This window comes from Brevirhabdus sp., from assembly GCF_052826345.1.
This window is the reverse complement of sequence record NZ_JBRBUA010000006.1, coordinates 22,232-36,234: the sequence shown is the minus strand read 5'-3', so window position 1 is coordinate 36,234 and position 14,003 is coordinate 22,232. Positions and strand designations below refer to the sequence as shown.

13 protein-coding genes are annotated in these 14,003 nt (G+C 66.1%); 1 reads left to right on the top strand and 12 read right to left on the bottom strand.

The features are described from left to right. Positions 1–8: 8 nt before the first annotated feature. From ACU0BR_RS00515 to ACU0BR_RS00495, 5 genes are all read right to left on the bottom strand, one after another. Complete coding sequence (locus tag ACU0BR_RS00515) at positions 9–878, bottom strand: polyprenyl synthetase family protein (RefSeq protein WP_446154880.1); 870 nt, start codon at positions 876–878, stop codon at positions 9–11. After that, positions 878–1,120, bottom strand: coding sequence for an exodeoxyribonuclease VII small subunit (locus tag ACU0BR_RS00510; RefSeq protein WP_446154879.1), 243 nt, complete (start codon positions 1,118–1,120; stop codon positions 878–880). The genes ACU0BR_RS00515 and ACU0BR_RS00510 overlap by 1 nt, the downstream gene beginning before the upstream one ends. Further along, a complete protein-coding gene (locus ACU0BR_RS00505) occupies positions 1,117–2,052 on the bottom strand; it encodes a histone deacetylase family protein (RefSeq protein ID WP_446154878.1) in 936 nt (311 codons plus the stop codon). The genes ACU0BR_RS00510 and ACU0BR_RS00505 overlap by 4 nt, the downstream gene beginning before the upstream one ends. Positions 2,053–2,124: 72 nt before the next feature. Next, entirely contained in the window at positions 2,125–2,829 is a 705-nt protein-coding gene (locus ACU0BR_RS00500; protein WP_446154877.1) for a response regulator, read from the bottom strand. Continuing rightward, complete coding sequence (locus ACU0BR_RS00495) at positions 2,826–3,335, bottom strand: MarR family winged helix-turn-helix transcriptional regulator (protein ID WP_446154893.1); 510 nt, start codon at positions 3,333–3,335, stop codon at positions 2,826–2,828. The genes ACU0BR_RS00500 and ACU0BR_RS00495 overlap by 4 nt, the downstream gene beginning before the upstream one ends. 182 nt (positions 3,336–3,517) lie before the next feature. Between ACU0BR_RS00495 and ACU0BR_RS00490 the strand changes: the two genes are divergently transcribed. Beyond that, positions 3,518–4,387: a branched-chain amino acid aminotransferase gene (locus ACU0BR_RS00490; RefSeq protein WP_446154876.1), complete on the top strand. Its 870-nt coding sequence runs from the start codon at positions 3,518–3,520 to the stop codon at positions 4,385–4,387. Positions 4,388–4,504: 117 nt separating this feature from the next. Here the strand turns inward: ACU0BR_RS00490 and ACU0BR_RS00485 are convergent, their stop codons facing one another. The 7 genes from ACU0BR_RS00485 to gltB all read right to left on the bottom strand — a co-directional run bounded on the left by ACU0BR_RS00485 (position 4,505) and on the right by gltB (position 13,996). Then, positions 4,505–5,440 (bottom strand): DMT family transporter, encoded by a 936-nt coding sequence (locus ACU0BR_RS00485; protein ID WP_446154875.1) that lies wholly within the window; start codon positions 5,438–5,440, stop codon positions 4,505–4,507. Between the two features lie 85 nt (positions 5,441–5,525). Continuing rightward, the gene (locus tag ACU0BR_RS00480) at positions 5,526–5,750 is read right to left on the bottom strand and encodes a hypothetical protein (RefSeq protein WP_446154874.1); all 225 of its coding nucleotides are present in this window, start codon (positions 5,748–5,750) and stop codon (positions 5,526–5,528) included. Between the two features lie 51 nt (positions 5,751–5,801). Beyond that, the gene (locus ACU0BR_RS00475) at positions 5,802–6,848 is read right to left on the bottom strand and encodes a phosphatase domain-containing protein (protein WP_446154873.1); all 1,047 of its coding nucleotides are present in this window, start codon (positions 6,846–6,848) and stop codon (positions 5,802–5,804) included. Between the two features lie 7 nt (positions 6,849–6,855). After that, positions 6,856–7,899, bottom strand: a complete 1,044-nt coding sequence (gene queG, locus ACU0BR_RS00470) for a tRNA epoxyqueuosine(34) reductase QueG (RefSeq protein WP_446154872.1) — start codon at positions 7,897–7,899, stop codon at positions 6,856–6,858. After that, entirely contained in the window at positions 7,896–8,561 is a 666-nt protein-coding gene (gene fzlA, locus ACU0BR_RS00465) for an FtsZ-binding protein FzlA (RefSeq protein WP_446154871.1), read from the bottom strand. The genes queG and fzlA overlap by 4 nt, the downstream gene beginning before the upstream one ends. Before the next feature lie 53 nt (positions 8,562–8,614). Next, entirely contained in the window at positions 8,615–9,382 is a 768-nt protein-coding gene (gene mtgA, locus ACU0BR_RS00460) for a monofunctional biosynthetic peptidoglycan transglycosylase (protein ID WP_446154870.1), read from the bottom strand. Positions 9,383–9,460: 78 nt separating this feature from the next. Then, positions 9,461–13,996 carry a glutamate synthase large subunit gene (gene gltB, locus ACU0BR_RS00455; RefSeq protein ID WP_446154869.1) on the bottom strand — a complete coding sequence of 1,512 codons (4,536 nt, stop codon included), beginning with the start codon at positions 13,994–13,996 and terminating at the stop codon, positions 9,461–9,463. Positions 13,997–14,003 lie beyond the last annotated feature (7 nt).

Below are 14,003 nucleotides of genomic sequence, written 5' to 3'. Positions count from 1 at the left end.
TCCGGGGCTTAACTGTCGCGCTCGATAACGAAGCGCGCGGCCTCCCGCAAGGTTCCGGCGCGGGCACCGAATGGCGCCAGCGCCGCCTCGGCCTGGGCGACCAGATCCGCCGCCTGCGCGCGCGCGCCCTCGATCCCCAACAGCGACACGAAGGTCGCCTTGCCGGCCTCGGCGTCCTTTTGCAGCCGCTTGCCGGCCGTCGTCGGGTCGCCTTCGGCATCCAGCAGATCGTCGGCGATCTGAAACGCAAGCCCCAGCGCCATCGCATAGTGGCGCAGCGGCGTCGGATCGGCACCCGCCAGCACCGCGCCCGCCGTGGCCGCCCATTCGATCAGCGCGCCGGTCTTGCTCTTCTGCAAAAGCACGATCTGATCCAGATCGAGCGCCTCGGGTGCGGATTCGGCGGCGATATCGAGCGCCTGCCCATGAACCATCCCCTCCGCCCCCGCGGCCCGCGCCATAGACGCGACCAACGACAGGCGCACCGCCGGGTCCGAATGCCCGTCTTCCCGCGCCAAAAGGTCGAACGCCAGACATTGCAGGGCATCGCCCGCCAGAACGGCCGTCGCCTCATCCCATTCGCGATGCACGGTCGGGCGGCCCCGCCGCGTGTCGTCATCGTCCATGCAGGGCAGATCGTCATGGATCAGCGAATAGGCATGCATCGCCTCGACCGCAGCTGCCGCGTTCAACGCGAGGTCAGGATCGAGGTCGTTCAGACGCGCCGATTCCAGCACCAGAAACCCGCGCAGCCCCTTGCCGCCCTTGCAGCCATAGGCCATCGCGTGGCTGACCGGCTGATCGGGCAGCGCGGCCAGCGCCGCTTGCAGATGCGCCGTGACGGTATCGGATGCGTCCAGCAGGCGGGCCGCGAACATCACAGACCTTCGGCGGGTGTCGTCCCTTTCGGGTTGCCATCGCCGTCAAGCGTGATCGAGGCGACCTTTTCCTCCGCTTCCTTGAGCTTCTGCTCGCAGCGCTTCTTCAGCTCGGCGCCGCGCTCATAAAGGCGGATCGAATCCTCCAGCGCGACATCGCCGTGTTCCAGCTGGCCCACGACCTGCTCCAGCTCCTTCATCGCGGCTTCGAAGGTCATTTCGGATACCGGGCTTTCATTCATGCGGAATGCTCCATCAACACTTTGACATGGGCCGATGCTGCCTCGGCCAGCGCCTGAAGATCATACCCACCCTCGAGAGTCGAGACGACGCGCCCGTCGCAGATCTCATCCGCCAGCGCGCATATCCCGGCAGTGATCCAGGCGAAATCCTGCGTCGTCAGCACCATCTGCGCCAGCGGATCGGCGGCATGAGCGTCGAAGCCTGCCGAGACCAGGATCAACTGTGGCGCGAATTCGCGCACGGTCGGCAGTACCCGCCCGGTGAACACCTGGCGATAGGCGGCGCTGCCGGTGCCCGGCGGCAGCGGCAGGTTCAGCACGTTGTTATGCGCGCCGGTTTCATCGGCCGCCCCCGTACCGGGGTAAAGCGGCGATTGATGGGTCGAGACGAACAACACGCGCGCGTCGTCTTCCAGCAGATCCTGCGTGCCGTTGCCGTGGTGCACATCGAAATCGATGATGGCGACGCGATCCAGGCCGTGATGGTCCAGCGCATGTGCGGCGCCGATCGCAACATTGCCCAGCAGGCAAAAGCCCATGGCGGTTTCGCGTTCCGCGTGATGCCCCGGCGGGCGCGTGGCGCAGAACGCGTTGCGCACCTCGCCGGACAGCACCATGTCCACCGCGCGCACGGCCGCCCCCGCGCCGCGATAGACCGCGTCCAGCGTTCCCGGCGAAGCGTATGTGTCCGCGTCCAGCGCCACGACCCCCGCCTCGGGCATGTTGTCGCGCAGCCTCTGCACATAGGCGGCGGGATGCACGCGCAGGATATCGTCATCCGCCGCCTTCGGCGCGCTGACCCGCTGCAGGGCGGCGAATTGCGGCGCGTCCAGCGCGGCCAGCACCCTTTCCAGCCGTGCGACCTGCTCCGGGTGCCCTTCGGGGGTCAGGTGTTTCAGACCGTCGGGATGGGTGATCAGGGCCGTTGGCATGGGCGAGCCTCCTTTCGCGCGGGGCCGCCGCCTGCGGCCCCTTGTCATCGAAACACGACCCTCGGGCGGTTTTCAATCGGGCGCAAGCATGTAACCCGACCCGCGCACCGTCTGCAAATACCGGGGCTGCTTGGGGTCGGCCTCGATCTTGCGGCGCAGGCGGGTAATCTGCACGTCGACGGCGCGCTCCTGGGCCTGGTCGCGATCACGGCCGAGATCCTCGACCAGCTTGCTGCGGCTGACGGCCTCGCCGGGACAGGACGCGAATATGCGCATCAGCTGAACCTCGGTCGCGGTCAGCCGGACCTGCTCGGCCCCGTGCCAGAGCTCGGCGCGCTCCACGTCGTAGCGCACGTCGCCCAGATGCAGGACCTTGGGCCCGTCGGAGGTCTCCGGCGACTGCGGCACGCGGCGCAGAATCGCGTTGATGCGCAACAGAAGTTCCTTTGGCTCGAACGGCTTGGGCAGGTAGTCGTCGGCGCCCGCCTCCAGGCCCGCGATCCGGTCGTCGGTGTCGCCGCGCGCGGTCAGCAGCATGATCGGCGTGCTCGATTCCGCGCGCAGGGCACGGGTGAAGCTGACGCCGTCCTCGCCGGGCATCATCACGTCCAGCACGATCAGGTCGAAATCCAGCCCGTCGAGAAGCCGCCGCGCATGTGCCGCGTCGCGCGCCGCCGACACATAGAACCCCTGCCTGATCAGAAACTTCTGCAACAGCGCGCGGATGCGCGCGTCGTCGTCGACGATCAGCAGATGGCTTTCGGCCTGTTCGCTCATCTGTCCTCGTCCTTCACGGCATTGAAATGTCGCCGCAACTCCGGGTCCATCATCGCTTCGAGCACCTGCCGGAACCCCGCCACGGCCTCGGGGCCCGCGGCCCGGAACGCGCCGCGCATCCGCCGCCGCTGCGCGGCGCTGATCTTCTGTTCCAGCGCAACGCCCTTCTCGGTCAGATACATGTGCCGTTCCCGCTTGTCGCGCGTGCCCACGCGCGATTCGACCAGACCATCCTCGATCAGGCTGCGCAACACGCGGTTCAGCGATTGTTTCGTCACCCCGAGGATATCCAGAAGATTGTTCACCGTCGTCCCGGGGGTGCGGTTGATGAAATGGATCGCCCGGTGGTGCGCGCGGCCATAGGCGTGTTCGGCCAGAATCCGGTCGGGATCGGCCGTAAAGCCGCGATAGGCGAAGAACATCGCCTCGATGCCCTTGCGCAGCTGTTCATCCGTCAGGAACAGCAGCGCCTCTCCGCCCTGTGCCCGCGGCGGGTGATCCGGCATGTCCAGCCCTTCCATCACAAATTCATCGCCTCTCCCTGTTTTTATGTCAGTCATGTTGACTTTCCAACGGTCAATTGCTAGCGATCGCGATTATTGGCGCAATAATATGTCTTGCGCAGGGATTGGCTGAGCAATTTTAGCAATTTCAGCGCACTGCCTGCATAACATAGAGGATAGGTTCGATGGCTGGCGGATACGATGACCGTGACGGAAAGATCTGGATGGATGGCAGGCTGGTGCCCTGGCGCGACGCCAATGTGCATATCCTGACCCATGCCATGCACTATGCCTCCTCCGTGTTCGAGGGCGAGCGCTGCTACAACGGCACGATCTTCGAATCCCGCAAGCATTCCGAACGCCTGCTGGCCTCCGGCGCGGCCATCGACATGCCGATCCCCTACACCGTGGATGAGATCGAAGCCGCGAAATACCAGGTTCTCGAGGCGATGGGCCTGACCGATGCCTATGTGCGCGCCGTGGCCTGGCGCGGCGCGGGCGAGGACATGGGCGTCGCCAGTCAGCGCAACCCCGTCCGCCTGGCGGTCGCGGCCTGGGAATGGGGCGCCTATTACGGCGATGCCAAGATGAAGGGCGCCAAGCTCGACATCTCCAAGTGGAAACGCCCCTCGCCCGAAACCATCCCCAGCCACGCCAAGGCCGCCGGTCTCTACATGATCTGCACCATGTCCAAGCACGCGGCCGAGGCCAAGGGCTGTTCCGACGCGATGATGTTCGACTATCGCGGCTATGTGGCCGAGGCGACGGGCGCCAACATGTTCTTCGTCAAGAACGGCGAGGTCCACACCCCCGACCCCGACTGCTTTCTCAACGGCATCACCCGCCAGACGGTGATCGGCATGTTGCGCGACAAGCAGATCAAGGTGCATGAGCGCCATATCATGCCCGAGGAGCTCGAAAGCTTTGAGCAATGCTGGCTGACCGGCACCGCGGCAGAGGTCACGCCCGTGGGCCAGATCGGCGATTACAGCTTCGAGGTCGGCGCCCTGACCCGCGACATCGCGCAAAGCTACGAAAAGCTCGTCCGCAGCTGATCCTCTCCGCTCCCGCCCCGGTGCGACCCGGTGCGCCCCGTTGAACGGGCGCGCCGTGGCCGCCCCTGGCACATCTCGCTTCTTCTGGTCGAAAATATCCTCGCCGAAGGCGATCTTCTAATGCATCCCCTTGCCCGCCACCTTGCGCTCCGCCGTGGCTTTCAGCCCAAGGTGGCGTTCGCGCAGCACGATGGCCACGCCCGCGCAGATGATCAGACCCGCACCGCCCAGCATCGGCAGCGTCGGCACCTCGGCAAAGACGAAATAGCCGATCAGCAGCGACCAGATCATCGTGACATAGGTGAAGGGCGCGAGCACGCTGGCATCGGCATAGCGGTAGGAGGCGGTCAGCAGGATCTGGCCGATCCCCCCGATCAGCCCCATCCCGATCAGCATTGCCGCCTCGCCGGGTGCGGGCAGGACCCAGCCGAACGGCAGCGTGAACAACGACAGCACCGTCGAGGTCGCGGTGAAGTAGAACACGATCGCCGCGGTCTTCTCCACGCGCGACATGGACTTGATGAACACCTGGGCAAAGGCGGCGAATGTCGCCGAGGCCAGCACGATCAGCGCGCCGATCGCCTCGGTCCCGCCAGTGCTCCCGCCGGTGCTCCCGCCGGGCGACAGGGTCAGGCGCGGCGACACGATGACCAGCACGCCGATCAGGCCGACGAATACCGCGCTGATGCGGAACAGGCGCACCTTTTCCTTCAGGATCACCGCGGCGAAGACGACGATCAGGATCGGCGTGGCGAACTGAAGTGCCGTGACCTCGGGCAGCGGCAGGAACCGCAACCCCGCGAAGTTCAGAGCCATCGCGCTGGTGCCCATCAGGCCCCGCCAGGCGTGGCCCTTCCAGTTGGCGGTCCGCAGATCGCCGCGCAGATTGCCGCGCCACAGCAGCCAGCCCAGGATCGCCGGCAATGCGAAGGCCGAGCGGAAGAACACCGTCTCCCCGGCCGGAATACGCTCCAGCGCCTTGACGAGGCTGGACATCACCACGAACAGCGACACCGCCAGCGTGCTCAGCAGGATACCGCGAAGCGGCTGCATGGGACCTCCCTCGCCGGTCAGTCCGGCGGGGGTGTTCTATGCAGTCGGCGGCGCGGTTGAAACCCGCGCCCGATGCAAATGCGGATCAGACCTGTTCGCCGCGTTCGATCCGCAGATAGCTTTGCATGCGCGCGCCCGGTACGCTGCCGGGCCTCGGCCTGCGTTGCAGCGCCAGTGACGCGCGATGCGGCCCGGCCGCGCCCGTGCGCCGCGCAACCTCAGCGAGCGATTGCAGGGTGTGCTGCCGCACCACGCCTTCGGCCGCGCGCCGACGGGTGATCCGGTTGTGATCCATGATGTGACGGGACATGCGGTACCTCCGGTAACGACGGACCCCAGCATAGCAGATTCGCCGCCCCTCTCAAAGCGCGCCCGACGCCGGATCCAGCGGGATGCCCGCGCGGGACAGCCAATCCGCCGATCCGGTGAAATCCGCATCGTGCAGCACCGGGACACCCAGCGCGGCGATGGCCTCGATCGCGCTCAGGCTTTTTGCGTCGGCGCCCGGCCGGGGCTCTCGCAGCAGGATCGCCGCGACCCGGCCCGGAAACTCTATGCAGCTTTGGAGATAAGCCTGCGCATCACGCTGCGCCGTGTCGCCGATCAGGACGAAGCGCAGCCGCGGATTGGCCGCCATCACCCGCGCGATCGCGCTGCCCTTGTGATCGTTGTGCGAGCCCGCCAGATAGCGGCTGGGCGCAAGCCCCAGATCGCGCAGGAACATCGGCCCGCGCACCAGTCCCGCACGCTCGAAGATCCGGTCGAGAAAGGCGTGCAGGTTCCACGGCGAGGAGCTGACATAGAACACCGGGTTGCGCCCCTGCCCGTGCAGGCGGCTCATCAGGCTGACCGCGTCGGGATAGACATGCCGCGTCAGCGCATTTCCGGTCAGCGACGTCCACAGGTTGCGCAGGATCGAATAGGCGCCGGTTTCCATCATCGTGTCGTCTATGTCCGAGATCACCCCGAACCGCGCGTCCTCGCGCGGGATCAGCACCGGCAGATCGGCCTGCACCTCGGGGTGGTCGCGCAGCGCCACCCGGACATGCGCCCAGCCCGCGCGCTGCGCGCCGCGCGGCACCTCCAGCCACAGGTAGCCCTCCTTGTCGCTCAGACCCTCCGCGTCCGATCCGGCGGCACGCACCGGGACGGCGGCGACCTCATGCGTCAAAAACAGGCTCAGCATCTGGATCAGGTTGCGCAGCACACGCTGCCCCTCGCTGGGGTCGGTCCGGCGCAACCGGCGCAACAGGCGGGCGCGCAGGACCAGACCGTCGGGCGTGGCAAAGCCGCGGTAGGCGTCGATCACCGGCGGCATGTCATAGCTGCGCCAGTTGCGCGGGCGCAGCCGGTCGAAGGCGCCCTCGGCCCGGAGCGACAGGCGGTGGATGACGGCCATCAGCCCCATGCGCGGCTCAGCCGGGCAACCGGGCCGCCGCCCAGCGGCCGGCCTCCGCAACGGTGGGATCGGCGTCTTCGGCCAGACGCTGGGCCGTGGGCCGCAACGCCGCGTCCTGCGAATTGCCGATGGCATAGGCCACGTTACGCTGAAAGCGGTTCCTGCCGATCCGCTTGATCGGCGAGCCGGAAAAATGGCGGCGGAATGCCGCGTCGTCCAGACCGGCCAGTTCCGCCAGCGGCGGGGCCAGCAGATCGGGCCGCGCCGCCAACCGCGCATCGCGGCCTGCGCGGGCGAATTTGTTCCACGGGCAGACCGCCAGGCAATCGTCGCAGCCATAGATGCGGTTGCCCAGCAGCGGGCGCAGCGCCGGGTCGACCGGCCCGTCATGTTCGATCGTCAGATAGGAAATGCAGCGCCGCGCATCCAGCTGGAAGGGCGCCGGAAACGCCCCCGTGGGGCAGATGTCCAGGCAGGCGGTGCAGCTGCCGCAGCGCTCGGGCGGCTTGGCGTCGGGCGGCAGATCCAACGTGGTGAAGAGCGCGCCCAGAAAGAACCAGTTGCCCAGATCGCGCGACAGCAGGTTGGTATGCTTGCCCTGCCAGCCCAGCCCGGCCGCCGCCGCCAGCGGCTTTTCCATCACCGGGGCGGTATCGACGAAGACCTTGATCGACGCATCCCGATCGGGCGCCTGTTCCAGCAGCCAGCGCCCCACCTTTTTCAGGCGTTTCTTGACGACGTCGTGATAATCGCGGTTCTGGGCATAGACGCTGATCGCGCCGCGGTCGCGTTGCGACAGCACCGCCAGCGGGTCGTGATCCGGGGTGTAGATCTCTGCCAGCATGATGACGGAGCGCGCTTCGGACCACAACGCGGCCGGATCGCCGCGCCACCCCATCCGTTCGGCCATCCACCGCATCTGACCGTGCCGCCCCGCCTGCACGAACTCATGCAGCCGCCCGGCGATCTCCGGCACCCCGTCCGGCCGACACACCCCGACCGAGGAAAACCCCGCCTGCGTCGCAAAGCTGATCAGATCGCGCTTGAGCGTCGCGCTCAAAAATCCAGATCCGCGTAATGGGACGGCTGCGGAAAGCCCGAAACCTGATCGGCCAGGATCGAGCGGAACGCGGGCCGCGACTTGATCTTGGCGTACCAGTCCTTGACCTGTGGGCAGCGGTTCCAATCCACATCGCGGATATAGTCGAGCGAGGACAGATGCGCCGCCGCCGCGAAATCCGCCAGGGTCAGCACGTCGCCCGCCAGCCAGCGGCGCTGATCCAGCAGCCAGCCCATGTAATCCAGGTGGTACTTGATCCGCTTGGCCCCCGACTTGACATTGGTGCTGTCGGGATAGCCCTTGCCGGTGATCTTCTTGTTGACGCGCTCATAGAGCAGTTTGGAGGTCACCTCATGGTGGAACTTGTCGTCGAACCACATCACCAGCCTGCGCACCTCGGCACGGGCGGCGGGATCGCGCGGCATCAGCGGGGGTTCGGAGATGGTTTCCTCAAGGAATTCGCAGATCGCCTGACTTTCGGAAAGCGTATGCCCGCCGATGCGCAGGACCGGCACCTTGCCGGCCGGATTGCGCCGCAGGAACTCGGGGTTTTCCTCCCAATAGCGTTCCTCGACCAGTTCGACCTCGACCTTCTTTTCCGCCAGCACCAGCCGGACCTTGCGGCAGAAGGGAGAAAGGGGAACGTGGTAGAGCCTGTTCATCATGTCACCTGAGTAGCATCCATGATGGTTATTGCCTTGCAAAGGCGTGAGTTTCAACTCTCGAAACAGGCTGAGCGGCCATCCGCGCGCAACGTCGCCGCGCCATCCGCGATGTCTGCGCTGCGTTTGCGCAGGAAGGCCGTCGGCCGCGCCGCGTTGCGATCCTTGGGATCGGGCAGGATCGCGGCCAGCCGGGCGGCCTGCGTGGCGGTCAGATCGGCGGGGGCGACCTTGAAATAGCGTTGCGCCGCCGCCTCGATGCCAAAGACGCCTTCGTCGAATTCAATGATGTTCAGATACATCTCAAGGATGCGCCGTTTGGACCACAGCGTTTCCATCACCGGGGTCAACAGGGCCTCGAGCGCCTTTCGCGGCCAGCTGCGCCCCTGCCAGAGAAACAGGTTCTTGACCGTTTGCTGCGATATGGTCGAAGCCCCCCGCGCGCCCCCGTCTTCGAGCGCGCGGCGGATGGCGGACATGTCAAAGCCCCAGTGCTCGCAGAAATTCGCATCTTCGGCGGCGACGACGGAACGCGCCATGACCGGCGCGATGCTTTCCATCGGCACCCATTGGTAATCGACCTCGCCCAGCCTGCGCTTTTCGGACGCTATGTAGAAGGTCGTCGGCGGGCGGATGAAGCTGAACAGGAACACCACCACAAACACCAGCGCCACGAGCCCCAGGACGCCGCGCAGCCCGTAGCGGCGCAGCCGCCGGCGCAGCGGCGGTCTTTCGGCCCGCGCGGGCTTTACGGTGGCCTTGCGGGCCGCGGTCTTGCGGGCGCTGCCGCCGCGTGGCCTGGGTGTGGTCTTTCTGCTCATGCCAGCCCTTAAGCCACGCTTTGCCGAAAGGGGTCAAGCGCGCGCGGAACGCCCCGGCCGGGACGTCCGCAGCTGCGTTCATTCCGCCGGGATCGCGGCCTCTTCGATCCCGATGGGATGTTCGAGCGCCGACAGCATCTCCTTGGGGCAGATCTGAAGGAAGTTTTCCTTTTCCCGATCCCAATGCTGAAGCAACTCCCCGGCCTTGCGGCTGCCCGTTTCCTTCGCGTGGCGCTCGACCAGCGATTTCAGGTCCTGCATCCAATGATCCTGTGTCACCGCACAGGACACCAGCGTCTCATGGTTCATCAGTGCCTGCGCGCGGCCCTCGGGGTCGTAAAGGTAGGCCATCCCGCCGGTCATGCCCGCGCCGAAGTTGGCGCCGATCGGCCCCAGGATCACCGCGGTGCCGCCGGTCATGTATTCGCACCCGTTGGAGCCGCAGCCCTCCACCACCACCCGGGCGCCGGAATTGCGCACCGCGAAACGCTCCCCCGCGCGGCCGGCGGCAAAGAGATAGCCGTCGGTCGCGCCGTAAAGCACGGTGTTGCCGATGATGGTGTTGTCGGCGGCGATCAGCGGGCTGGCCATCGGCGGCCGCACGACGATGATCCCGCCCGACAGACCCTTGCCGACATAGTCGTTGGCATCGCCCGAGACCTCCAGCTTGAGCCCCGGCGCCAGGAAGGCGCCCAGCGACTGGCCGGCACTGCCGTTCAGCTTCACCGTCAGGTGATCGGGTTGCAGGTTGTTGCGCATCCCGAAGCGGCTGACGATGTGGCTGGAGGTGCGGGTGCCGATGGTGCGCAGCGTGTTCTGCACCGCGTATTGCAGCTGCATCTTTTCGCCGTCTTCGAGGAAGCGCGCGGCGTCCTTGACGATTTCGACGTCCAGCGTGTCGAGCACCGGATTGCGCGGCTTGTCGCGGTCGTAGGTGATCCGGTCCGCACCGTCGACGGTGATCAGCAGCGGGTTCAGGTCCAGATCGTCCAGATGCGCCGACCCGCGGCTGACCTGGCTGAGCAGATCGGCCCGGCCGATGACCTCATCGAGCGAACGCGCACCGATCTGCGCGAGCAATTCGCGCACCTCCTGCGCGTAGAACCCGATCAGGTTCACGACCTTGTCGGCATTGCCGGTGAACTTGGCGCGCAGGCTTTCGTCCTGCGTGCACACGCCCACCGGACAGGTGTTCGACTGGCACTGGCGCACCATGATGCAGCCCATCGCGATCAGCGCGGCGGTGCCGATGCCGTATTCCTCGGCCCCCATCATCGCCGCCATGACGATATCGCGGCCCGTGCGCAGCCCCCCGTCGGTGCGCAGCGTCACCCGGTCGCGCAGGTTGTTCATCGACAGCACCTGATGCGCTTCGGTCAGGCCCATTTCCCACGGCAGACCCGCGTATTTGATCGAGGTCGCGGGGCTGGCGCCGGTGCCGCCGTTATGCCCCGAGATCAGGATCACGTCGGCCTTGGCCTTGGCCACGCCCGCCGCGATGGTGCCCACGCCCGATGAGGCGACCAGCTTGACCGTGACCTTGGCGCGCGGGTTGATCTGCTTGAGATCGTAGATCAGCTGCGCCAGATCCTCGATCGAATAGATATCATGGTGCGGCGGCGGCGAAATCAGCGTGACGCCCGGCGTCGAATGACGCAGCCGCGCGATCAGCTTGGTCACCTTCATGCCGGGCAGCTGGCCGCCCTCGCCGGGCTTGGCGCCCTGGGCCACCTTGATCTCCAGCTCTTCGCATTGGTTGAGGTATTCCGCCGTGACGCCGAACCGCCCCGAGGCCACCTGCTTGATCTTGGCGCTGGGGTTGTCGCCGTTGGGCTCGGGCGTGAAATGCGCCGGATCCTCGCCGCCCTCGCCGGAATCGGATTTGGCGCCGATGCGGTTCATCGCGACGTTCAGCGTCTTGTGGGCCTCGGGGCTGAGCGCGCCCAGGGACATGCCGGGCGTCACGAAACGCTTGCGGATCGAGGTGATCGATTCGACCTCTTCGATCGGCACCGGCGCGCCCAGCGGCTTGATCGCCAGCAGATCGCGCAGATGGATCGGCGGGTTGGCTTGCATCGCCTTGGAATACTGGGACCACAGCGCATAGGACGCCTGGTTGCAGGCCGCTTGCAGCATATGCATGGTCTGCGCTTCCCAGGCGTGTTTCTCGCCCGTCCGGCGCGCCTTGTAGAACCCGCCGATGGGCAGCACGTCCTGCCCGCCGCGCCAGCCCATGGCGTGGACGTCTTCCAGCTTCTTCTGGATGCCCACCACGCCGATGCCAGAAATCCGGCTGTGCATGCCGGGGAAATATTCGGCGCACATCGCGCGGCTCAGCCCCACCGCCTCGAAATTCAGCCCGCCCCGGTAGGACGATATCACCGAAATTCCCATCTTGGAGATGATCTTGAGCAGCCCCTGATCGATGGCGTTGCGATACCGCGCCACGGCCTCGGTCAGGGTGCAATCGAGCAGCCCGCGCTCGATTCGGTCGGCCAGGCTGTCCTGCGCCAGGTAGGCGTTGACCGTCGTGGCCCCCGAGGAGATGAGAACCGCGAAATAATGCGGATCGACGCATTCGGCGGACCGCACGTTGATCGAACAGAAGGTCCGCAACCCCTTGCGCGTCAGCCAGGAATGAATCGCGCTGGTGGCCAGGATCATCGGCATCGGCACCTTGTCGGGGCCCTGGTGCTGATCGGTCAGCACGATATGCGCCGCACCGGATGCGACGGCGTCCTCGACCTCGGCGCGGATGCGGGTCAGCGCATCGGACAGCGCATTCGCCTTGCCCGACGGAAAGGTGCAGTCGATCTCCACGGCGGCATCGCCGAACCGCGCCAGCAGCGCCTCGAAATGCGCATTGCCGACAAAGGGGCTGTCGAGCGACAGGATTTCCGTCTGTGCGGAGCTTTGATCCAGCACGTTCTTGAGGTTGCCGAACCGCGTCTTCAGGCTCATCACACGGAATTCGCGCAAGGAGTCGATCGGCGGGTTGGTGACCTGGCTGAAATTCTGACGGAAGAAATGCGACAGCGGACGGTATTTCTCGCTCAGCACGGCGGAGGGCGTGTCGTCACCCATCGAGGCGAGCGATTCCTTGCCGTCCTCGGCCATCGGCGCCAGGATCTGTTCCAGCTCCTCAATGGAATAGCCGGCCGCGATCTGGCGGCGGCGCAGGTCGGCTCCGGCGAAAAGCGCGGATTCGGCCACGCCGCTGGTCTCTTCCTCCAGATCGACGATCTTGCCGACCCATTCGGCATAGGGCTGCCCGGCGGCGAGCTTGTCCTTGATCTCCGTGTCGTGGAACAGCTTGCCCTCAACCATGTCGACGGCGATCATCTGCCCCGGACCGAGCGCGCCCTTTTCCACCACGATCCCCTCGTCGACCGGCACCATGCCGGCCTCGGACCCCGAAACCAGCATGCCGTCGCCGGTGACGACGTAGCGCATCGGGCGCAGGCCGTTGCGATCCAGACCCGCGCAGACCCAGCGCCCGTCTGTCATCGCCAGCGCGGCCGGGCCGTCCCAGGGTTCCATCACCGAATTGCAGTAGGAATACATGTCGCGCCAGGCGTCGGGCAGCTCGACCGCCTGCTTGGACCAGGATTCGGGCACCAGCATCGTCTTGGCCATCGGCGCGATGCGGCCCGCGCGCACCAGCACCTCGAACACCGAATCGAGTGCCGCGGAATCGCTGGAGCCCAGCGGCACGATCGGCTTGATGTCCTCTGCCATCTCGCCGAAGGCGGAGGAGGCCATGCGGATCTCATGGCTTCTCATCCAGTTGACGTTGCCCTTGAGGGTGTTGATCTCGCCGTTATGGGCCAGCATGCGGAACGGCTGCGCCAGCCACCACTGCGGAAAGGTGTTGGTGGAATAGCGCTGATGATAGATGGCAAAGGCGCTCTCGAACCGCTCGTCCATCAGGTCGGGGTAGAATTCCGACACCTGTTCGGCCAGCATCATGCCCTTGTAGATGATCGACCGGCACGACAGCGAACACAGGTAGAGCGTGGGCACCTGCGCGGCGGCGGCGGCCTTTTCGATGCGGCGGCGGATGACGTAAAGCTCGCGCTCGAAGGTCTCCTCGTCGACGCCCTTGGCGTTGGAGATCAGGATCTGCTCGATCTCGGGGCGGGTGGCGTTGGCCTTTTCACCCAGGCAGGCGACGTTCACCGGCACATGGCGCCAGCCGTAGATGTAATAGCCCATCCGCAGCACTTCGGTTTCCACGATGGTCCGGCAGGTTTCCTGCTGGCCGAAGTTGGTGCGCGGCAGGAAGACCTGACCCACGGCGATCAACTCGTTCTCCCGCGGTTCATGCCCGGTGCGCTTCACCTGGTCGTAGAAGAAGGGCACGGGGATCTGTACGTGGATACCCGCGCCATCGCCGGTCTTGCCATCGGCGTCGACCGCGCCGCGGTGCCAGACCGCCTTGAGCGCGTTGATCCCCTTTTCGACCACGCGGCGGCTTTTCGAGCCGTCGATGTTGACGACCAGCCCGACGCCGCAGGACGCGTGTTCGTCCTCCTCGCGGTACAGGCCGTTTTCAGCCATCCATGCGCGTTTCGCTTCTTCGGCGGCGACCCATGCAGAATCATATTTGGTCATTGCGATC

Bases quoted from the DNA above. Each gene is read 5' to 3' on its own strand.
- ACU0BR_RS00510 (WP_446154879.1), bottom strand. From the start codon at position 1,120: ATGAATGAAAGCCCGGTATCCGAAATGACCTTCGAAGCCGCGATGAAG.
- ACU0BR_RS00515 (WP_446154880.1), bottom strand. From the start codon at position 878: ATGTTCGCGGCCCGCCTGCTGGACGCATCCGATACCGTCACGGCGCAT.
- ACU0BR_RS00490 (WP_446154876.1), top strand. From the start codon at position 3,518: ATGGCTGGCGGATACGATGACCGTGACGGAAAGATCTGGATGGATGGC.
- ACU0BR_RS00485 (WP_446154875.1), bottom strand. From the start codon at position 5,440: ATGCAGCCGCTTCGCGGTATCCTGCTGAGCACGCTGGCGGTGTCGCTG.
- ACU0BR_RS00480 (WP_446154874.1), bottom strand. From the start codon at position 5,750: ATGTCCCGTCACATCATGGATCACAACCGGATCACCCGTCGGCGCGCG.
- fzlA (WP_446154871.1), bottom strand. From the start codon at position 8,561: ATGAACAGGCTCTACCACGTTCCCCTTTCTCCCTTCTGCCGCAAGGTC.
- mtgA (WP_446154870.1), bottom strand. From the start codon at position 9,382: ATGAGCAGAAAGACCACACCCAGGCCACGCGGCGGCAGCGCCCGCAAG.
- ACU0BR_RS00475 (WP_446154873.1), bottom strand. From the start codon at position 6,848: ATGGGGCTGATGGCCGTCATCCACCGCCTGTCGCTCCGGGCCGAGGGC.
- ACU0BR_RS00505 (WP_446154878.1), bottom strand. From the start codon at position 2,052: ATGCCAACGGCCCTGATCACCCATCCCGACGGTCTGAAACACCTGACC.
- ACU0BR_RS00500 (WP_446154877.1), bottom strand. From the start codon at position 2,829: ATGAGCGAACAGGCCGAAAGCCATCTGCTGATCGTCGACGACGACGCG.
- gltB (WP_446154869.1), bottom strand. From the start codon at position 13,996: ATGACCAAATATGATTCTGCATGGGTCGCCGCCGAAGAAGCGAAACGC.
- ACU0BR_RS00495 (WP_446154893.1), bottom strand. From the start codon at position 3,335: ATGCCGGATCACCCGCCGCGGGCACAGGGCGGAGAGGCGCTGCTGTTC.